This window comes from Pseudomonas sp. MF08875 (assembly GCF_059862525.1).
In genome coordinates, this window is the sequence record NZ_JCBCUW010000024.1 from 56415 (window position 1) to 76956 (window position 20542).

At 59.7% G+C, this 20542-nt stretch carries 18 protein-coding genes, 1 tRNA gene and 3 pseudogenes; 14 read left to right on the plus strand and 8 right to left on the minus strand.

Annotation, left to right across the window (positions count from 1 at the left end):
• Positions 1-3: 3 nt before the first annotated feature.
• From AC19YT_RS15695 to AC19YT_RS15720, 6 genes and pseudogenes are all read right to left on the minus strand, one after another.
• Complete coding sequence (locus AC19YT_RS15695) at positions 4-3105, minus strand: error-prone DNA polymerase (RefSeq protein WP_500610572.1); 3102 nt, start codon at positions 3103-3105, stop codon at positions 4-6.
• Positions 3081-4502, minus strand: coding sequence for a Y-family DNA polymerase (locus tag AC19YT_RS15700; protein WP_500610573.1), 1422 nt, complete (start codon positions 4500-4502; stop codon positions 3081-3083). The genes AC19YT_RS15695 and AC19YT_RS15700 overlap by 25 nt, the downstream gene beginning before the upstream one ends.
• 7 nt (positions 4503-4509) lie before the next feature.
• The gene (gene imuA, locus AC19YT_RS15705; protein WP_500600285.1) at positions 4510-5127 is read right to left on the minus strand and encodes a translesion DNA synthesis-associated protein ImuA; all 618 of its coding nucleotides are present in this window, start codon (positions 5125-5127) and stop codon (positions 4510-4512) included.
• Positions 5127-5752, minus strand: a pseudogene (gene lexA / locus AC19YT_RS15710) (transcriptional repressor LexA). Before lexA ends, imuA begins: the two are co-directional and overlap by 1 nt.
• A 49-nt stretch (positions 5753-5801) precedes the next feature.
• Positions 5802-6044, minus strand: a pseudogene (locus AC19YT_RS15715) (GntR family transcriptional regulator); the annotation flags it as partial.
• 106 nt (positions 6045-6150) lie between these two features.
• Positions 6151-7035 (minus strand): Dyp-type peroxidase, encoded by an 885-nt coding sequence (locus AC19YT_RS15720; protein WP_500610574.1) that lies wholly within the window; start codon positions 7033-7035, stop codon positions 6151-6153.
• A gap of 198 nt (positions 7036-7233) precedes the next feature.
• Here AC19YT_RS15720 and AC19YT_RS15725 point away from each other — a divergent pair, with 198 nt between their 5' ends.
• Entirely contained in the window at positions 7234-8859 is a 1626-nt protein-coding gene (locus AC19YT_RS15725) for an NADP-dependent glyceraldehyde-3-phosphate dehydrogenase (protein WP_500610575.1), read from the plus strand.
• A 30-nt stretch (positions 8860-8889) separates the two neighbouring features.
• On the plus strand, positions 8890-9960 hold the full coding sequence (locus AC19YT_RS15730; protein WP_095109800.1) for an FUSC family protein: 1071 nt from the start codon (positions 8890-8892) through the stop codon (positions 9958-9960).
• A gap of 58 nt (positions 9961-10018) precedes the next feature.
• On the opposite strand, the gene AC19YT_RS15735 is transcribed toward AC19YT_RS15730, so the two are convergent.
• Positions 10019-10690 (minus strand): Bax inhibitor-1/YccA family protein, encoded by a 672-nt coding sequence (locus AC19YT_RS15735; protein WP_095109801.1) that lies wholly within the window; start codon positions 10688-10690, stop codon positions 10019-10021.
• 124 nt (positions 10691-10814) lie between these two features.
• Between AC19YT_RS15735 and AC19YT_RS15740 the strand changes: the two genes are divergently transcribed.
• Both AC19YT_RS15740 and AC19YT_RS15745 read left to right on the plus strand, forming a co-directional pair.
• Positions 10815-10902: transfer RNA gene (locus tag AC19YT_RS15740), tRNA-Ser, on the plus strand.
• A 257-nt stretch (positions 10903-11159) separates the two neighbouring features.
• A pseudogene (locus tag AC19YT_RS15745) lies at positions 11160-11558 on the plus strand (ornithine cyclodeaminase); the annotation flags it as partial.
• Between the two features lie 92 nt (positions 11559-11650).
• Here AC19YT_RS15745 and AC19YT_RS15750 read toward each other — a convergent pair.
• The gene (locus AC19YT_RS15750; RefSeq protein WP_095109802.1) at positions 11651-12553 is read right to left on the minus strand and encodes a LysR substrate-binding domain-containing protein; all 903 of its coding nucleotides are present in this window, start codon (positions 12551-12553) and stop codon (positions 11651-11653) included.
• A gap of 189 nt (positions 12554-12742) precedes the next feature.
• Between AC19YT_RS15750 and AC19YT_RS15755 the strand changes: the two genes are divergently transcribed.
• The 10 genes from AC19YT_RS15755 to AC19YT_RS15800 all read left to right on the plus strand — a co-directional run bounded on the left by AC19YT_RS15755 (position 12743) and on the right by AC19YT_RS15800 (position 20529).
• Positions 12743-13453, plus strand: a complete 711-nt coding sequence (locus tag AC19YT_RS15755) for an ABC transporter permease (RefSeq protein WP_256576611.1) — start codon at positions 12743-12745, stop codon at positions 13451-13453.
• A complete protein-coding gene (locus AC19YT_RS15760; RefSeq protein ID WP_500610576.1) occupies positions 13453-14136 on the plus strand; it encodes an ABC transporter permease in 684 nt (227 codons plus the stop codon). Before AC19YT_RS15755 ends, AC19YT_RS15760 begins: the two co-directional genes overlap by 1 nt.
• A 48-nt stretch (positions 14137-14184) precedes the next feature.
• Entirely contained in the window at positions 14185-15033 is an 849-nt protein-coding gene (locus AC19YT_RS15765; RefSeq protein WP_500610577.1) for a lysine/arginine/ornithine ABC transporter substrate-binding protein, read from the plus strand.
• Positions 15034-15068: 35 nt separating this feature from the next.
• Positions 15069-16196: an NAD(P)/FAD-dependent oxidoreductase gene (locus AC19YT_RS15770; protein ID WP_095109805.1), complete on the plus strand. Its 1128-nt coding sequence runs from the start codon at positions 15069-15071 to the stop codon at positions 16194-16196.
• Positions 16186-16500 (plus strand): (2Fe-2S)-binding protein, encoded by a 315-nt coding sequence (locus AC19YT_RS15775; protein ID WP_500610578.1) that lies wholly within the window; start codon positions 16186-16188, stop codon positions 16498-16500. The genes AC19YT_RS15770 and AC19YT_RS15775 overlap by 11 nt, the downstream gene beginning before the upstream one ends.
• Positions 16493-17869 carry an FAD/NAD(P)-dependent oxidoreductase gene (locus AC19YT_RS15780; RefSeq protein WP_500610579.1) on the plus strand — a complete coding sequence of 459 codons (1377 nt, stop codon included), beginning with the start codon at positions 16493-16495 and terminating at the stop codon, positions 17867-17869. Before AC19YT_RS15775 ends, AC19YT_RS15780 begins: the two co-directional genes overlap by 8 nt.
• Before the next feature lie 17 nt (positions 17870-17886).
• Positions 17887-18243 (plus strand): RidA family protein, encoded by a 357-nt coding sequence (locus AC19YT_RS15785; protein WP_500610580.1) that lies wholly within the window; start codon positions 17887-17889, stop codon positions 18241-18243.
• Positions 18244-18353: 110 nt separating this feature from the next.
• A complete protein-coding gene (locus AC19YT_RS15790; protein WP_500610581.1) occupies positions 18354-19187 on the plus strand; it encodes an ABC transporter ATP-binding protein in 834 nt (277 codons plus the stop codon).
• Positions 19188-19411: 224 nt separating this feature from the next.
• Entirely contained in the window at positions 19412-19627 is a 216-nt protein-coding gene (locus AC19YT_RS15795; RefSeq protein ID WP_500610595.1) for a Rid family hydrolase, read from the plus strand.
• 116 nt (positions 19628-19743) lie between these two features.
• Entirely contained in the window at positions 19744-20529 is a 786-nt protein-coding gene (locus AC19YT_RS15800; protein ID WP_500610582.1) for a transporter substrate-binding domain-containing protein, read from the plus strand.
• Positions 20530-20542: the final 13 nt, after the last annotated feature.

The window sequence follows — 20542 nt, forward strand, 5'->3', positions numbered from 1 at the left end:
CTATCAACGGAAATCCCGGCTGCGCACGGCGATACCTTCAAGCATCGCGCTCAGGTCCGTGAGGCGCCCGGCGATGATGTGGACCACGCCGTCCTTGGTCTCCAGGGTGCCCTCGACCTTGAGCAGTTGCGCCCCCACCAGCACCCGCCGCTGGCGTTCGGCCAAGTCGCGCCAGACCACCACATTGAGGTTGCCGAACTCGTCTTCCAGGGTGACAAACGTCACGCCGCTGGCAGTGCCGGGGCGTTGGCGCCCGGTGACCAGCCCGGCGACACGCACCGCCCGCCCATTCTCGACCGCCAGCAAGGCTTTGGAACTGCGGCAGCGCAAGGCGTTCAAGGACTCGCGCAACAGCGCCAGCGGATGGGGCCCCAGGGTGGTGCCCAGGGTTAAATAGTCGGCTTGCACGTCTTCGCCAACGCTGGGGCTGGGCAGGCGCACCTCCGGTTCGGCCTGCTCCGCCAAGCCGGCGAACAGGCCCAGTTGCGTCTGCACCCCGGCCACCGCCCAACGGGCGCGGTGGCGGTCGCCGGCTAAACCGCGCAAGGCGCCGGCATCGGCCAGCAGTGCCTGGGCGCGGGCGTCCAGTTGTGCGCGCTCGGCCAGGTCGGCGATATCGCGAAAAAGCGCCCCTCGGCGCGCCGCTTCAAGGCGCACGGCGTCTTCCTGGGCAAAGCCCTTAATCATGCGCAGGCCCAGGCGAATCGCCGGTTGCGCACCGGCCATGGGCTCCAGGCTGCAATCCCAACTGCTGGCACCCACGTCCACCGGGCGCACCTGCAAGCCATGGCGGCGGGCATCCTGGAGAATCTGGTCGGGGCTGTAGAACCCCATCGGCCAACTGTTTATCAGCGCACAGGCGAACGCCGCCGGTTCGTGGCATTTGAGCCAGCAACTGGCGTAGGTCAGCAGGGCAAAACTGGCCGCATGGGATTCGGGAAAGCCATAGCTGCCAAAGCCCTTGATTTGCTCGAAGATCTGCGCCGCGAAGGTTTCGCTGTAACCGTTGTTCAGCATGCCCTCACGCAGGCGCACTTGGTGGTGCTGCAAACCGCCGTGGCGCTTCCACGCAGCCATGGAGCGGCGCAGCTCATCGGCCTCACCGGGGCTGTAGTCGGCGGCGACAATCGCAATCTGCATCACCTGCTCCTGAAACAGCGGCACCCCCAGGGTGCGCTTGAGCACTGACTCCAGCGCAGGGGATGGGTAGGTGGCGGCCTCCTCGCCGTTACGCCGGCGCAGGTACGGGTGGACCATGCCGCCCTGGATCGGCCCGGGCCGCACGATGGCCACTTCGATCACCAGGTCGTAAAAGGTTTTCGGACGTAGGCGCGGCAGCATGGACATTTGCGCCCGGGACTCGATCTGGAACACGCCAATGGTGTCGGCGCGGCTAATCATGGCGTAGGTCTGCGGGTCTTCGGCGGGGATGCTCGCCAGGCTCAGTTCCAGGCCGCGCAAGCGGTAGATCAGCTCGAAACTGCGGCGAATGGCGCTGAGCATGCCCAGGGCCAGGATATCGACCTTGAGCAGGCCGACCCGGTCCAGGTCGTCCTTGTCCCACTGGATGATGGTGCGTTCGGCCATGGCCGCGTTCTCCACCGGCACCAGGGTGTCCAGGGGCTGCTCGGAGATCACGAAGCCACCGGGGTGCTGGGACAGGTGCCGGGGAAAACCGATCAGTTGCCCGGTCAGCCCCAGCACCCGCCGCAGCACTGGGCTGTCGGGGTCAAAACCGCCCTCGCGCAAGCGCTCGAGGGGCGGCGCCTGGTCGCTCCAGCGCCCGCAGCAATCGGCCAGGGCATTGATCTGGTCGGGCGGCAGGCCCAGGGCCTTGGCCACATCGCGCACCGCACCGGCGCCGTGGTAGGTACTGACCACCGCCGTCAACGCCGCCCGGCGCCGGCCATAGCGCTGGAACACGTATTGCAACACCTCTTCGCGGCGCTCGTGCTCGAAATCGACGTCGATGTCCGGTGGCTCGTTGCGCTCGCGGGACAAAAACCGCTCGAACAGCATGTTCATGCGGCTGGGGTCGATTTGCGTGATGCCCAGGGCGTAGCACACCGCTGAGTTGGCCGCCGAACCGCGCCCCTGGCAGAGGATTTTTTGCGTGCGGGCAAAGCGCACGATGTCGTGCACGGTGAGGAAATAGCTCTCGTAGCCCAGCGCCTCGATCAACGCCAGTTCTTTTTCGATCAGTTCGCGCACCTTGGCGTCGGCGCCCTGCCCTGGCCAGCGCCAAAGCAAGCCGTCTTCGGTCAACTGGCGCAGCCAGGACGCAGGCGTGTGCCCCGCCGGCACCAGTTCCCGGGGGTACTGGTAGCGCAATTGGCCCAGCCCGAACGTGCAGCGCCGGGCAATGTCCGCCGAGGCTTGCAGCAGGTCGCGGGGGTAGTGGCGCAGCAGGTCGTCGAGGCTGCGTAGATGGCGCTCGCCGTTGGGGTACAGGCGTTGGCCGGCCTCGGCCACCGGCACATGGTGGCGAATAGCGGTCATGGTGTCCTGCAGGGCCCGGCGCCCACGCACGTGCATGTGCACATCGCCACAAGCTACCAGCGGCAGGCCCAGGCTGGCGGCCAATTGGCGCAGGCCGGCGAGGTGGCGGGCATCGTCCTGGCCGCAATGCAACTCCACGGCCAGCCACAGGCGTTCGCCAAACACGCCGCGCAACCAGTGGCCGGCGGCGTGGTCGTGGGGGCCATCGGGCAACCACAGGGCCAGCAACCCCGGCAGGCCACCTTCGAGGTCTTCGCGCAGCACCTGGTAGTGGCCTTTTTCACTGCGGCGCCGGGCCTGGGTAATCAGCCCGCACAGGGCTTGATAACCGGCAAGGTTTTCCACCAGCAGCACCAGTTTCGGGCCGTTTTCCAGGCGGATTTCGCTACCCACGATCAACGCCAGGCCCACCGCCTCGGCCGCCTGCCAGGCGCGCACGATGCCGGCCAGGGTGCATTCGTCGGTAATGGCCAGGGCCTGGTAGCCGAGGCGCTTGGCTCGCTCGAACAATTGTTGGGCACTGGAGGCGCCGCGCTGGAAACTGAAATTGGACAGGCAATGCAACTCGGCGTAGTCCGGGGTCATGCGAACCAGCCTTGCAGCCACAACGGGCCGCCCTCGCCCACGCCCACGCTGCGATAGGCCCAGCCCTGTTGGCCGTCACGGGTTTGCACCAGGTAATAGTCACGGCGCACGTCCTCCCCGTCCCACCAACCAGACTCGATGCGCTCAGGGCCCATCAGCACTCGCACCGCGCCATCGGCCAAGGCCTGGGGCTGGGCCAGCAGCCACCCGGGGCGGCGCACGCCGGCGGCGCACGGACCGGGCGGCACAACGGGGCGCGGCACCCAACTGTGTTCTGGGCGGTGGTCGGCCACCCGGCCCAAGCCGTGTACCGCGTCATCCCCCAGCCGCGCGCGCAGGCGTTCGCGCAGTTGCTCCCAGGGCAAGGATTGCTGCGGGCGCTCGTCGAACAGTTCACGGTGCTGGGGGGCAAAGGCCGGCAGGTCTTCGGCCACCAGGCGCACACCCCGCACCGGCGCCTGCACCTGCACTTGCTCCAGGCGCCCCCGGGCCAGCTCAAACAGCATGGCCGGCTCGCGCTCGGCGCTGAGCAGGCCCACCGGGATGCTGCTGTCCGGGCGCCCGGCATGCTCCAGGTGCAGGACAAAACGCTGCACGCCGCAGTCACGCCCACAGAGGAACGCAGCCAGGTCAGCGGTCAAGCGGCGCAAGGGAAACAGCAGGGCCTGATGGGACAGGACGTCGTAGTTCAACTCGATCCGCAGGTCGAAGTACTGCGGCGGCTGGTAGAACGCCAGGGCCAGGGGCCGCTCGCCGAGCAGGGTGTCCAGGTGCTTGAGGACCTGGGCCTCGAAGCGCCGCGCCAGGCTTTGCCGGGGCAAGGCGCGCACCTGATCCAGGGTGCGCAAGCCCATGCGCGACAGGGCCGTGGCCACGTCCTGGGGCCAGCCGAGGCGCTCGACCGGCATTTGCCCGAGCATGCGCTGCAACGCCGGGGCATCGGCCACGGCAAAGCCGTCATAGGCATTGGCCAGCACTCGCGCCGCCAGCGGGTTGGGCGCCGCCACCAAGCGATGACGAAAGCCCAGGGCCGTCAACTCGGCCCGCAACCGCGCCTCGAACTGCGGCCAGGGGCCGAACAGGCCCAGGCTCGACTCGATCTCCAGAAGCAAGGTGCGCGGGTAGTCGAGGCTGACCTGGGAGCTGAAACGGTAGGCCCAGGCCGCGAGAAACTGTTGCCAATGCTCGATTTGCGCCGGGTCATGCTCGGCGCAGACAAAGTCCTTGCAAAGGGCCTGGGCCGCCACCAGCGATTGCCCCGGGCGCAGGCCCAACGCCCGTGCCGGCGCATTGACCGCTTGCAGGACCCGGCGCTGGGCGCTACCGCTGAGCAGCACCAACGCCTGGTCCGCATCGGGGCGCTGGCGCAGCACGGCGTCCAGGGCCAATTGGGGGAAGACAATACACACCCAGCGCATGCCAACCTCACAAGCCCTGGGCGAAGGCGATCGGCGCCGAGCGGGCCAAGCCGCCACGGCACTTGAGGACGCGCAACTGCGCCGGGTGAGCGTCCATGGCCAGGCGCAAGGCCGCAGGCGATGGGTTGATGGCGTGGGTCAGGTCACGGTAGGCAAACGCCAGGGTCTGCCCCGTTTCGGCCGCCACCTGCAAACGGCGCAAGGCGCGGTCGTCCGCGTGGTTTGGCCAGCACAGCACCGCGGCGCAACTGCCCGAGCGCAGGCACTGTTCAGCAGCCCACAGGGCCTCGCGCTCGCCAGCCCGCACCAGCGCCAACTGCGCCAGGTCTACCCCGGCGCTCTGCCACGCCTGCGGATAGGGCACATGGGGCGGCGCCACCAGCACCACCCGTTCGCCCTGGGCCGTCAGCCGCGCCAGAGTCGGCCAGAGCAAGCGTAATTCGCCAATGCCGGGGGCGGCGGTGAGGATTTCCGTCAGCGCCCCGGGTGGCCAGCCGCCACCGGGCAGGGCCGCGTCCAGCAGGCTATGGCCGGTGGGCTGGGGGCTGGCCACGGGCGCTGTTGGGCGCCCTTTCCATACCTGGCCGGCGTTGAGCAGGCTGTCCAGTGCGACGACGGCGCCCATCAGCCTTGCCTCAGCAAACCGCAAAACACCCCTTCGATGGCCAGGTCCTGGTCGGCCCGCACCACGATGGGCGCATACGCCGGGTTGCGCGGCAGCAGGCGCACGCTGCCGGCGCGGCGCTCCAGGCGCTTGATGGTCACCTCACCGTCGAGCCGCGCGACCACGATCTGGCCGTTCTCGGCCTCGACGCTACGGCGCACGCCCACCAGGTCACCATCGAGAATGCCGTCGTCGATCATCGAGTCGCCCTGCACCCGCAGCAGGTAGTCGGGTGGGCGCGAAAACAGCGCCGGGTCCAGCAGCAAGCGGCTGTGCACCTCGGCATCCACCCCGATGGGCGCGCCCGCCGCCACGCGGCCCAGGACCGGCACGTCGAGCATCTGCGCCGCTGGGGCCTGGCCGAGCACGCGAATACCCCGCGCCTGGTTGGGGTTGACCTCGATAAACCCGGCCTCGGTCAACGCCAGCACATGCTTGCGCGCCACGCTCCGGGAGGCAAAACCAAACGCCTCGGCGATCTCGGCAAGGCTGGGGGGCTGGGGGGCTGGCCCTGGTTCGCGATGCGCTCGCGGATAAAGGTCAGGATGGCGGTACGGCGGGGGCTGAGTGTGGTCATGGAGTACATTTGTACTCCTGTGGGAATTCTCTGACAACTGCCTTCAGTCAGGTCAGGCTCGGGCGACGAACGTGCCCTTGCCCTGAATTTTGAAAATCAGCCCTTGGCGATGCAGTTCGGCCAAGGCCTGGCGCACGGTAATGCGGCTGACGCGAAAGAGCCGCCCCAGCTCGCTTTCCGAGGGCATCTGAGTGTCTGCGGGGTATTCGCCGTTCACAATGCGCGCGTGCAGCACGTCGTACAGCTGGCGGTACAACGGCACATAGGCCAGGGGCAGGATGGGGTGGGAAAGGTCTGTCATGACGATCGCGATTCACACAAGGGAGGCGATCTTAAAGAGCACCCGGCGCGGCAAAAGTTGCCGGGTGCTGGATAAAAAACTATCGCCACGCGGGCGACAGGGGCCGTCAGGCCGGGCGCAGGGCGCGCAGGTCGAGGCGGCCGTCCTGGAGCGGCGGGCACCAGTAGTAGCCACCGGTAATCGGCCGGCTCATGCGGTACAGGCCATCGACGATGCCGTCTTCCAGGCCACTCATGCGCCGCAGTTGCACCTCGAAGGCATCCAGGGAAAAGCCGAACGCGAGGAACATCAGGCCAGCGCGGTTGCCCTCCACCCAAGGCATGGAACGGCGTACTACAAAGGCCTCGGGCGCGAAGCTTTCCTGGGCGGTGCGCTTGACGTGGGCCGATGCGGGCGCGTCGTCGAGTTCTTCGTTATCGCTTTTGCGCCGGCCGATGATGTGGTCCTGCTCCTGGCCCGGCATCGCGGCGAAACCGTCTAGGTCATGCTGCCATTGCTGGATCGCGGCGAAGCTGCCGCCCACCAGGCCCTCGCGGCCCGCAGGCACCAGCGCGGCGGCAATGGCGGCTTCGTCGTGGGGGTTTTCGGTGCCGTCTTCGTAACCGGAGAGGTCGTGCCCATTGAGGTGACGGAAGCCTTCGGTCATCTGTACCAAGCGCAGGGCCGGGACCAGCGCGGCTTCGACGGCGCGGCTGCGGTGCAGCAGTTCACCGCGGTCTTCGCCGTGCAGCCAGCACCACAGGGCATGCTGGGTGGAGGGGTTGTCCACGCCGACGCCGCTCATGGCCGGGAACGTGCGCAGCCCCTCGACCTGGGCGCCCATGGCTCGCACCAGCGATTCGCCCAGCCCGATCACCGCACGCTCGTTCACCAGGGGCAGCAAGCGGTCCAGTGCCGCTGGCAGCGCCGCGGTGGACTCCAGGACAAAAAACAGATGGCGCGCCTGCGGCGGTACGGGGGTGGCGAGAATGCCGGGCTGGTAGTAACTCATGACAACTCCTCTGAAAAGCCGCGCAGTTTACGCTGCACCTCACCGTTTGTGGGGTTTATGCAAGCTGCGAGGTGACGCCGGTCATGTACCCCGACCGGCAAAAGCGGCTAGGCTTGCAGCTCATACCCAGACCTGCCCTGCCCACTGCCAACCGATATCGCTCTCCTTCATCGCCAGCACCAGACACAGGGTAATGCCATGACCACCGCCGCTTTCCTCGACTCGCTGTTCCCCCGCGCCACCGACATCCCGCCCGCCTACCGCCTCGATGGTCCCATCGAGCAGCGCGAGTACCTGGTGGACGGCACCCTGCACACCTGGCCCGGCGCCCTCGCCCAGGTCCGCAGCCCGGTGTACCTGGCCGGCGAGCACGGTGACGAGCAAGTCATCCTCGGCAGCACGCCGCTGCTGGACGCCACCACCGCACTGACCGCCCTCGACGCCGCCGTGCGCGCCTATGACCGGGGCCAGGGCGCGTGGCCAACGATGCGCGTGGCCGAGCGTATCGGCCATGTACAAGCCTTCCTCGCCCGCATGCGCCAGCAGCGCGAGGCGGTGGTCAAGCTGCTGATGTGGGAAATCGGCAAGAACCTCAAGGACTCGGAAAAAGAGTTCGACCGCACCTGCGACTACATCACTGACACCATCAACGCCCTCAAGGAACTGGACCGCCGTTCGAGCCGCTTCGAGCTGGAACAAGACACCCTTGGCCAGATCCGCCGCGTCCCCCTGGGCGTGGCGCTGTGCATGGGGCCCTACAATTACCCGCTCAATGAAACCTTCACCACCCTGATCCCGGCGCTCATCATGGGCAACACCGTGGTGTTCAAACCGGCCAAGCTCGGCGTGCTGCTGATCCGCCCGCTGCTGGAGGCCTTTCGCGACAGCTTCCCGGCCGGGGTTATCAACGTGATTTACGGCAGCGGCCGCGAAACCGTCAGCGCCCTGATGGCCAGCGGCAAGGTCGATATCTTTGCGTTCATCGGCACCAACAAGGCCGCCAGCGACCTGAAAAAACTCCACCCGCGCCCCCATCGCCTGCGCGCGGCCCTGGGCCTGGACGCGAAAAACCCCGGCATCGTGCTGCCCGACGTGGACCTGGATAACGCGGTCAACGAAGCCGTGACCGGGGCGCTGTCGTTCAACGGCCAGCGCTGCACCGCACTGAAAATCCTGTTTGTGCATGAGCGGGTGGTGGAGCAGTTCATCGAAAAATTCAACCGCAAACTCGCCAGCCTTGCCCCGGGCATGCCCTGGGAAACCGGCGCGGCCCTGACGCCCCTGCCCGAGACGGGCAAGGTGGATTATTTGCAAGGGTTGGTGGCCGATGCCGTGGCCAAGGGCGCGCGGGTGGTCAACGAAAACGGTGGGCAGACCCGCGCCTCATTCTTCTACCCGGCGGTGCTCTACCCGGTCAGCCGCGACATGCGCGTATACCAAGAGGAGCAATTCGGCCCGGTGGTGCCCATCGTGCCCTACAGCGACCTGCGCACCGTGATCGACTACGTGCTGGAGTCGGACTTCGGCCAGCAACTGAGCCTGTTCGGCAACCAGGCCAGCGAAATTGGGCCACTGGTGGACACCTTCGCCAACCAGGTCGGGCGCATCAACCTCAACGCTCAATGCCAGCGCGGCCCGGACACCTACCCGTTCAACGGGCGCAAGAACTCCGCCGAAGGCACGCTGTCGGTGCACGATGCGCTGCGGGTGTTTTCCATTCGCACCCTGGTGGCGACCAAAGCCCTGGATGGCAACAAGGCCTTGCTCAGCGAGATCCTGCGCAACCGCGACTCCAGTTTCCTGACCACCGATTACCTGTTCTGACCCCCACCGACGAGGACCTGCGCCCGCCCCATGATTGCCTTCCCCACCTTGCGCCTGCCGGCCTGGGCGCGCCGCTTACTGCGCCCACTGCTGGACCCGTACCGGCGCTACCGCCATGCGCGGCTGATCCATGCGATACGGGTTTCCCTGGGCCTGCTGGCGACCATCCTGCTGACCAGCGGCATCAACCTGCCCCACGGCGAATGGGCCTCAGTGACCATGCTGGTGGTCATCGGCGGCTTGCAGCACCATGGCAACATCGGCAAAAAAGCCGCCGAACGCGCCTATGGCACGCTGATCGGCGCCGCCGTCGGCCTGCTGCTGGTGGCCCAGCATGCGTGGCTGGGCATGCCGTGGCTGACCTATTTACAGATGTCTCTGGTGTGCGGCTTTTTCTCGTACCACGCCATCGGCAAGGGCGGCTACACCGCCCTGCTGTCGGCGATCACCGTGTTCATCGTTGCCGGCCACGGTGACAACCCCATCACAGACGGCTTGTGGCGCACCGTAGACATCCTGATCGGCATCGTCCTGGCCCTCGCCTTCTCCTTCGCTCTGCCGCTGTACGCGGTGTATTCCTGGCGCTACAACCTGGCCAGCGCCCTGCGCGACTGCGCCACGTTGTATGGGCGGATCGTCAGCGGCCAATCGGTCACCGACGATGAACACCTGAAACTGCTGAACCGCCTCAACAGCGCCCTGCTGCAACTGCGCTCGCTGATGCCCTCGGTGTCCAAGGAGGTGAAGATTTCCATGACCCAGCTCGATGCCCTGCAACGCAGCCTGCGCATGTGCGTCAGCACCCTGGAGATCCTGGGCAACACCCGGCCGACCACCGCGCAAGAGTTGGAACTGATGCGCGCCGCCCTCAAAAGCGAGCACCGCTACATCCGCGTGCAATTGATTGGCATGGCCCGCGCCCTGAAATCCGGCGCCGCACAACGCCTGGATCGACCCGGCAATGCACCCCAAGACCCAACGTTGAGCGAACCGATCTACACTGCCCTGGACGGCTACCGCCTACTGACCCGGCAATTGGCCGGCACGGTCGAAGACATGCGCCGGCGCCTGGGCAAAACGGCTAGGCACTGGAACATCTGAGGTCAAACGCCAGGCAGAAAAAAACCCGCCGAAGCGGGTTTTTTCATTCAATCAACGATCAGTCATCACGACCCATGATGCCGAACAACTGCAACAGGCTGACGAACAGGTTGTAGATCGATACATACAGGCTGATGGTCGCCATGATGTAGTTACGCTCGCCGCCGTGAATGATGGCGCTGGTCTGGAACAGAATGCAGACCGAAGAAAACAGCACGAAACCTGCGCTGATCGCCAGCTGCAGGCCGCTGATCTGGAAGAAGAAACTGGCCAGCACCGCGCCCATCAACACGAAGAAGCCCGCGGTGATGAAACCACCCAGGAAACTCATGTCCTTGCGGCTTATCAGGACGTAGGCCGACAAGCCACCGAACACCAGCGCGGTCATCGCAAAGGCCGAGCTGACCACTTCAGCACCGCCCTGCATGCCCAGGTAACGGTTGAGGATAGGGCCCAGCAAAAAGCCCATGAAACCGGTCAGGGCAAAAGCCGACACCAGGCCCCAAGCCGAATCACGAAGTTTGTTGGTCAGGAAGAAAAGACCATAGAAACCGATCAGCACCACGAAGATATTCGGGTAGCCGACCCGCATCTGCTGAGCGACATAGGCCATTACACCGCTGAATGCGAGAGTAAGGGCAAGAAGGCCATAAGTGTTGCGCAGGACGCGGCTAACCTCTAGCTGCTCAGCCTGCACGCCGTTATTAACTGCGTAATCCTGTTCGCGCATGGCGACACTCCTGTAGGTTTGAAACGTTCAGTCTCAAAGATCATAACAGACCCCTTGTAACAAGCGACGCAGAGAGTTTGACAGTGTGTTTCATTCGGGTATTATGGCGCCCGCAACGCAATACGGAGGTGTGGCCGAGTGGTTTAAGGCAACGGTCTTGAAAACCGTCGACTGTAACAGGTCCATGAGTTCGAATCCCATCGCCTCCGCCATTTTTGTACGCTAAAGCCCTGATTAGTCAGGGCTTTTTCGTTTCTGGGGTTTGGGGGTTTTAAGCTCTCATGCAATCGCTTCCGCACTTTTGGGGAGCATTTATGCGACCCCTGCCCTGCGCATGCCCTTCACCGCCAGATTCAGCAAACGTCTGCCCTGATTCTCCGAGAAGACGCCTGAGGTTGGTCGATACGAAAAAACCCGCCGAAGCGGGTTTTTTTCATCTTGGCCAGTACAAGTACCAAAGGCCGCCTGACCTCTTATGCATATAAACGGCGTTGGTGGCGACTGCCCGGGCAAAACCGAACTGCACGCAGATGTCCTTCGTCAGTCACGTGTGTTTGTCGAGTATGAGCCGCAAACACGGATTGAAGGCGATCTACAGCAGATGCCACCTGACTTCCCGGTAGTCGACCTTTGGCGTGTGCTCGCTGGTTCGGAAGAGGGTCGGCAATCACGTGATCAGGTAACGTTTTTCGATTCTGTAGGATTTGCGTTGGAGGACTATTCGACCCTCCGGTACATCAATACACAAGCCGAGCGACGAAATCTCGGCATCACCATCGAACTCGTTCCTTGGGCTCAGGATCCGAAGGATCTCTTCCCGTTTGCAGGCGGCTCTTCAGGAAAGGTCAAAGTGAGACGAGCGGCGTAAATCTAACCGAAGCCGCACACAATCCCCTCCAGTCACTGACAAGAGTTGGCGGCTTCAAAACTGGCTTTGGGACGGTTTAGACCTGCAGAGTTTTAGAGTTCGGGCAGGTCCATCCAGCCATTTTTGTAGAATGTCAGGAACTGATGAGAAAACTCCTCTGTTAACGCCTGCTGAGAGCTTTTGCTGGAGCGGATGACAAGGAATCCAGTATCCACTTTCACCGAGAGGGGGCGCATTTCGAGTCCCTTCCCCACAAAATCAAATGCTGTGGGTGGATCAACGATACTCACGCCGAGCCCCTGGGCAACGAGTGCACAAGCGGTATAAGACAAACTCGTTTCCAGCTGAGTGACTCGGGGGACTTGAGCCAGGGCAATCTGCACCCCAGAAGAAAAAATTGACCCTGGCCGAGGCGCGACAAATCGCTGCCCTTCAAAATCGCTCGGTGCCACGATCTCCAGCTTGGCCATGGGGTGGTTGCTGGGCATCACCGCAACCGCATCCATGTCCACAGACAGCATTTCGACGCCGTGCGGATTGATCGGTCCTTCGGCGTAACCGATATCGACTTGGCCAGCTGACACCATTTCCGCTACTTGATGCGATGGAACCCCCAGAATGCTGATCTGGAGGTTCGGTCGCTCCGGAAGAAAGTACGCCAAAAATCTCGGCAATAGCGTGTTTGCCACTGCCGGCATTGCCGCGATCCTTAACGAGCCCGCCGTGTGTTCTCTGATCCCAGATGCCAGGCGACCGATCCGATCAAGACCGATAAACGATCGCTCTACCTCGGGAATGAGGGCGTGCGCTTGAGGGGTAGGGATTAATTGACTGCCCCGCCTTTGGAATAGCGGTAAACCGACAGCCTCCTCAAAGTCCCTGATCAGACGTGTAACCGCTGGCTGTGTCACTGACATCAGGTTTGCGGCCCCAGTCATGCTGCCTGTTCGCATCACGGCGTGGAATGCCTCAACTTGGCGGTGGTTGATACGCATGATTCACCTCATAACATTTGCGCATACTTGAAGGGGGTATTTTTGATTTTGAATTATGCTCGGAGCATGCGAAATTGCAAAACATTAAACAGAACAAGAAAAAAATCGCGCCCCGCTGGCGCCAGTAGCACCAAGCATCCTGCCGTAACGCCACCCTGATAAGCGCGCTGTCGCCTGTGGAGTAATACCGTGAATTTCTTAGAAATAATGAACTTCGGTGACCAGGGATGGGCAACCGATATGTTGCTCGCCGCCTTGATGACGTGCGCGATATCGGTCTGCGGATTCCTATGTGGATCGGTCATCGGCTGCCTTGGCTGCTGGGCAAAGCTGTCACGGTCTTACCTCTTGAGATGGCTGGCCGACGTGTACACCACTGTGCTACGTGGGGTACCTGACCTCTTAGTCATCTACCTCTTTTACTTTGGCAGCAGCATGGTGCTGACCCAGTTGGCTCAATCCCTAGGACTCAAAGGATTCGTGGGGCTGCCCGGATTTTTCGTGGGCGTAGTGGCTATCTCTGTAATCAGTGGCGCTTACCAGCTGGAGGTACTTCGCGGTGCAGTGAACAGCGTTGCAATCGGTAGCATCGAGGCGGGCCGATCAATAGGCCTCAGCAAATTCAAGCTGTTCTCACTGATTATTGCCCCCCAAGCGTTGAGGCTTGCTCTACCAGGCCTTGGCAACGTTTGGCTACTGGTCCTGAAAGACTCTGCCCTGATCAGCGTTGTTGGGCTCGTAGAGCTGATGCGCCAATCGCAGATAGGCGCAGGTGCAACCCATCAACCCTTCCTTTTTTACTGCACTGCCGCTGCCCTGTATTTCGTCATCAGCGCATTCAGCAGCCATTTGATTGCGCGGCTTGAGCACAAGCTTGATAAGCCGATGAGGAGAGCATGATGGACTTCGCATTTCTGCTTGAGTGCTTCAAACGACTACTGGCTGGCGTCCCCCTTACACTGGGTTTATCGCTGTTTTCCTGCGCTATCGGCTTAGTTCTGGCATCAGTTATCTGCGCCATGCGCCTGTCAAAAAAAGTGTGGCTGGATTATCCCGCCCGGGGTTTTGTTTCCATATTCCGCGGCACTCCACTGCTGGTTCAGTTGTTTGTTATTTACTACGGTCTGGGCCAGTTCAGCTGGCTACGTGAGAGTTTCGCTTGGGCCTACCTCAGAGAGGCTTACTGGTGCGTTCTCGCGGCACTGGCCTTGAACACTGCAGCCTATACCAGCGAGATCCTTCGGGGAGGCATCAATTCCGTCCAGCACGGACAAATTGAGTCGGCACTGTCCGTTGGCTTGCGTAAGGATCAAATCTGGCGGTGTGTAATTCTCCCGCAGGCGTGGCGCCAAATGTTGCCTGCTTACGGAAACGAAATAATCCTACAAATCAAATCTACCTCACTTGCTTCGATTGTCACGCTAATGGAGGTGACAGGTATTGCAGCAAAGTTGGTGTCGCAAAGTTATCGGCCTATCGAAGTCTTCGTATGTGCCGGTGCGTTATACCTGCTGTTCAATTTTGTAGTAACTCGTGCAGTAACACTGATGGAATCCCGGCTTACACGGGGTATGCGGCGTTGAAGAAGTTAGCAGCATAAATCTGCCAAATCTGAATTGAGGAAGCTTGCTATGCAATTTAAGAACTTGATGTTGAGTGCAGTATTGTTTTCCAGCGTATGCGCATCGTTCGCCAACGCTGAAGATTCCCAAGTCATCAGAATTGCCACAGAAGGCGCGTATGCACCCTGGAACTTTGTTAAACCAGGTGGGCAACTCGACGGCTTCGAGATCGAGCTGGCTCGGGACCTGTGTGATCGCATGAAGGCTAAGTGTGAGATCTCTGCGCATGATTGGGACGGGTTGATTCCATCACTGAACGGAGGGCAAATCGACGCAATCATGGCAGGCATGAGTATTACGCCTAAGCGCCAAGAGGTAATCGGTTTCAGTCGCACGTACGCAGCTCCACTCAACGGCTTTCTAGTGCTTGATAACAGCAGCCTCGCCAAGCTGCCTGGCGACGCTAAAAGCATCAATCTCGATAAAGACGAGACAGGGGCTGAGGCTCTCATCAACCAGATGGCGCCCCACCTCAAAGGCAAAGTAATCGGCGTACAAGGATCGACTACCGCTTCTGCCTTCGCTGAAAAATATCTTTCGAAGGTCGTCGAAGGTCGCGAGTACAAGACCGTTGATGCTCACAACATGGATTTGATGAGTGGTCGCATCGATGCGGTATTGGCTAACGCTGTCGTGCTCAAACTCGCAACTCAGGATCCGTCGCTGAAAGGCACGAATATGGCTGGCCCGATATTTTCCGGCGGGGTTTTTGGTCCTGGTATCGGCATTGGGCTGCGAAAGTCTGATACGGCCTTGAAGGCGAAGTTTGATGAAGCCATCACAGCGGCAGTCAACGACGGCACGGTGAAGAAGCTTTCTGAAAAATGGCTGAAATTCGACGTAACTCCATTGGAGTAAGAGCGAATATTCCAGGCTGAGCGGAGCGGCAACTTATGAGTGGTGTAACGATCGTTGTGGGCGGTGGATTGGTCGGTTTGGCGACTGCCTACGGCCTTGCCGACAGGGGACAGAAAGTTCTGCTGTTGGATCAAGGGGATACTGCCCTTCGAGCGGCACGAGGGAATTTCGGCCTTGTTTGGGTACAGGGTAAAGGCTATGGGATGCCCGCCTATGCACGATTGACACTCCGTTCTGCAGCAATGTGGCCCCGCCTTGCCAACGACCTGTTGGCCGAGACAGGAATCGACGTACACCTGCGCCAGCCGGGAGGGTTCAGTCTTTGTTTAACCCAAGAGGACATGGTTGAAGAGGCGGGTCAATTGCGCTGGTTGCGCGAGGCGCTGGAGGGCAAGTATCGATTTGAAGAGCTGGGCCCTGAAGAGCTGCGACGGCGGCTGCCTGGCGTGGGGCCAGATGTTGTGGGGGCTTGCTACAGCCCTGACGATGGTCACACCAATCCACTCTTGCTCCTAAGGGCGCTCACCTCAGCGGTTCAACAACGTGGGGTGAGCCTGGAAACCGGTTGTGAGGTCCAAAAGATCGAGAGCACTGGGTCGGGTTACCGGTTGACGGGTAACGGCCGGACATGGGAGGGAGACCGCGTTGTGTTGGCCGCTGGGCTAGGTAATCAATCCTTGGCACAGCAGGTCGGCATATCCCTTGGCTTGTCTCCAAATCGTGGACAAATCCTGATAACCGAGCGTCTGCCTCATTTTCTGGATTACCCCACCAACTACGTTCGTCAGACCAGCGAAGGAACCGTGCAGCTTGGGTATTCCAATGAATCCACAGGCTTGAATGACGGCGTTAGTGCCAACGTGATGTCAGACATTGCCCGACGTGCAGTTGCCTGTTTTCCGAGGCTCGCCAACGTTCAACTAGTTCGCGCGTGGGGTGCGCTCAGGGTGCTCACGCCTGACGGCTTTCCCATTTACCAAGAGTCTCCAAGCTTTCCAGGCGTCTTTGCGCTTACCTGCCACAGCGGTGTGACGCTGGCAGCAGTACATGCCTATGAAGTGGCGCCATGGATTGCGGGCGGGCCGGCACCGGACGAGCTCCAAGTATTCAGCGATCAGCGGTTCAAGAACCCTGACTATAAGGTGAACAGCAATGGCCACTAGCCCGTTGTTTCGATCTCTGGATGCCAGCACATCCGAGGTTCTCATTGAGTTCGATGGAAAGCAGATCAGCGTCGCGGACGACACGAATTTGGCGGCGGCTCTTCTCGAAGCTGGCGTAGATGTCACCCGAAAGACCGCTGTGAGCGGGGCCCCTCGTACGGCCTACTGCATGATGGGTGTCTGTTTTGAATGCTTGGTTGAAATCGACGGGGTTTCGCGACAGGCCTGTCAGGTCCGGACTCATGCGGGTTTGAAGGTCACAACCCATTCTCCAGCAGCGACCAAAGGTGGCACCCATGACTGACCATGTGCAGGCAATAGTTTTGGGCGCTGGGCCTGCCGGCATCGCGGCCGCAATGCGTCTGCACGCTGAAGGCGTGAAGGTATTGGTTCTGGATGAACAGGCGACACCCGGCGGCCAGATCTATAGGGAGGTAAGCCTCGCCTCACCTAAACGTAAAGAATTGCTAGGCAAGGACTATGCGGCGGGAAGCGTAGCGGTAGCCTCCTTCATAAAAAGCGGGATCGACTACGTTCCGAATGCTTCGGTGTGGCTTGTAACGGCTGAACGCGAAGTGCACTTTCGTGTTGCGGGGGTGACTCGTGTCATATCTGCAGAGCGCATCTTGTTCTGCAGTGGCGCTTATGAACGCCCCATGCCAGTTCCCGGTTGGACCCTCCCTGGTGTCATGACGGCGGGTGCAGGCCAAATTCTTCTGAAAACCGGAGCGCGTGTACCCAATGGAGCTGTAGTGCTCTCGGGTACAGGTCCGTTGCTCTACCTGCTGACTGTTCAATACTTGAAAGCCGGTGTGAAAATCAAAGCACTCGTGGATACGAGCGCTCGCAGCGACTTGATGGCAGCAGCTCGCTATTTGCCTGCTGCGCTGCCTGCCTGGAAGCAGCTCTTCAAAGGCATCTCTTTGATGGCTCAAATTCGACGGGCAGGCATCGATTGGTACCAGGGTGCGACCGACATCCAGATTGAGGGCAAGGTCAAAGCGCAGGCCATCAGTTTTACCCACAAAGGAGCACAGTGCCGGGTGGATTGCGACCTTGTGCTGCTGCATCAGGGCGTAGTTCCTAATACTCATCCAACGCTGTCCATCGGAGCGGAACACCAGTGGGATGAGGGCCAAGTCTGCTGGGTAACCAAACAGGATCAGTGGGGAGCGTTGAGCGTTCCCGGTTTTTTCATCGCAGGTGATGGAGCTGGTGTGAATGGCGCCGAGGCCGCTGCTTTACAGGGGCGACTCGCGGGGCTAGGCATTGCAATATCGCTAGAAAAATTGACCTCGAAAGCTGCCGAATCAGAAGCGCAAACAATCCGTCGCTCCTGGGAAAAAATCCGCTGTATTCGTCCGATGCTGGAACGACTGTATAGACCTATCCAGAGTCTCCAGCTCCCGGCCGATGACACCATCATTTGCCGATGCGAGGAGGTCACTGCAGGCGCGGTTCGCCAATACGCAGCGCTGGGATGCCTGGGTCCGAACCAAGCGAAAGCATTTGGCAGATGCGGGATGGGTCCCTGCCAAGGCAGGCAGTGCGGATTGTCCGTGACACAGATTCTGGCGGATGCCCGGCAGGTTTCGCCTTCCGAGGTCGGCTATTACCGAATCCGTCCTCCACTCAAGCCGATCACACTCGCCGAGTTGGCCAACGAAAAATAACCATGGAGCACACCTATATGACTTCAATCAATCGTATAGAAAGCAATGCCCGCTTGAGCCGAGCGGTCGTTCACAATGGCGTCGTATACCTCGCAGGTATTACTGCTACCGATTGTACTCAGGACATTCGAGGCCAAACACGCGAAGTTCTAGCAAAAATCGACGAGCGCCTGAGCCAAGCCGGTAGCGATAAGGATCATATTTTGTCGGCGCAGATCTGGCTCGCCAATATTGTTCAGGACTTCGATCCGATGAATGATGAATGGAGCAAATGGCTTGGATCGGCTGGCCGTCCCGCTCGTGCAACATGTCAGGTAGCTTTCGACGAGCCGTCATTATTGATCGAAGTGATCATCACCGCTGCCACTCGGTAAAAACTGAAAGTTGCTCTGCAGGGATCAGAGCAATTCATTTCATCGTCAACCAGCACTATCCAGCGCCTAGCAGAACGTGATGTGCGCAGAGATAGAGAACAAGGTGTCTTATGTCCATCTCCTCAGAAGCGACATCCCGGAAAGTAGAAACTAATTCTCAGTCTTTCAATAACCGCGGAGCTGAGCCAAAACTCAGCATTTCAGGCCTCTGCAAACACTATGGAGAACATCAAGTTCTTCGTGGTGTATCACTACATGCTGATAAAGGTGATGTGATTAGTCTTATCGGTGCTAGCGGTTCGGGAAAAAGCACCCTTCTGCGTTGTGTGAATTTCCTTGAACAGCCGAACGCTGGAAAAATCCAGTTGGATGATTATTGCTTGGAGATTGGAGGTGCTGCTGGTAAACACAGCCTGCCTAAGGCCAGAGAACTCCAAAAGCTTCGTTCAAGGCTGGCGATGGTATTTCAGAACTTCAATCTGTGGAATCATATGACGGTCCTGGACAATGTGTGCCTTGGCCCTCAAAAGGTATTAGGTGTATCTCGACAGGAAGCGGTTGAGCGCGCTGAGAGGTATCTCGAAAGAGTAGGTCTTCCATCCCGTACGACCCAGCAGTATCCATCAACGCTTTCTGGTGGTCAGCAGCAACGCGTTGCTATTGCGAGAGCGCTGGCGATGGAGCCCGAGGTGCTGCTTTTTGATGAGCCGACTTCAGCGCTTGATCCAGAGTTGGTCGGAGAGGTGCTCAAGGTCATAAAGTCGCTCGCCGAAGAAGGTAGAACCATGTTGATGGTTACGCATGAAATGGCCTTTGCACGTCAGGTTTCAAGCAAGATTGTATTTCTTCATCAAGGATTAATTGAGGAAGAAGGAGATGCCTCCATTCTCGACGCGCCGCAAAGTGAAAGACTGCAGAAATTTCTGGCCAATAGCTTGAAATGATCTTTAGCCAAAGCGTTGTAACTTGCCCGATAGGCATTGATAGCCTGTCAATAAAGCTGGAATTTTCTTGTTTGTATCGTGCAGGGATTTCAACTTAAAGACGCTGCGATAGCCGAATCGTCATTCACAATGGAGTTGCATGGATCAGCGGCATCGTCGCCGCTGATTGCAGTGAACACATTAGGGGCCAGACGAATCAAGTGCTGGAGCGACTCGTGTAACTTCTGAAGCAGGCAGGAAGCAACCGTTCACGGATATTGAGCGCTCAAGTCTGGATGAAAGACATGGCAGCTAACTTCGACATAATGAATGAGGCTTGGAGTCAGTGGTTTTCACCCAACGAAACGCCTGCGCGAGCAGCAGAGCAAGTTGGTTTTGACGCCGAACAGATTCGACTTGAACTGATTGTGTTCGCTGCGCAGTCGTTAACGGTGGGCTGATGGACGACTAGTTTTCGTCATTACCCCACTTACGTAAATGGACATCAATATCGTCGTACCGCATCGGTGCTACTTGCATAGCATCATCCAACAAAACAAGAAAGAGAGAGAATGTCATGCGCTTTAAAAATAGCATTAAAACAATCGGGCTTGCTGCGTTGATTGCTATGACTGGTCTAGCTCAAGCTAGTGAGAGGACATTGCGCATTGGCATTGAAGCAGCCTATCCGCCATTTGCTTACAAAACCCCCGACAATAAATTGGTCGGTTTTGACTATGACATTGGTCAAGCATTGTGCGCAAAAATTAACGCAACATGCCAATGGATAGAAATCGAATTTGACGGCCTGATTCCATCACTTAAGGTCCGTAAAATTGATGCAGCTATTTCCTCAGTGTCAATCACTGAAGAACGTTTGAAGTCCGTTGACTTCACGACAAGCTATTATCGCTTACCCGCCAAGCTTGTCACACGCAAAGACAGCGGCATAAATACTGTACCTGGAGATCTGGCCGGCAAGCGGATTGGTGTGCAACGGGCCTCGAACTTTGAACGCTACGCGATGGAAAAATTTGAACCGGCTGGTGCACAGATCATCAAATATGGCAGCCAGAACGAAGTGTTTCTCGATTTGGTGGCCGGTCGACTTGATGCGTCCCTCGCTGGTTCTATTGTTATCGACGAAGGTTTGTTGAAATCACCAAACGGTGAGGTTTATCACATGCTGGATCAGAACTTTACCGATGAGCATTACTTCGGTACTGGAGCAGGGATTGCAGTACGTAAAAATGATCCTTTGGCGGGTGAGCTGAACAAAGCCTTAGCAGAGATGAAATCTGATGGGACGTATGACCAAATTCGTAAAAAATATTTTGCATACGATATTTCAGGAAACAACTGATCCAGCTGGAGAA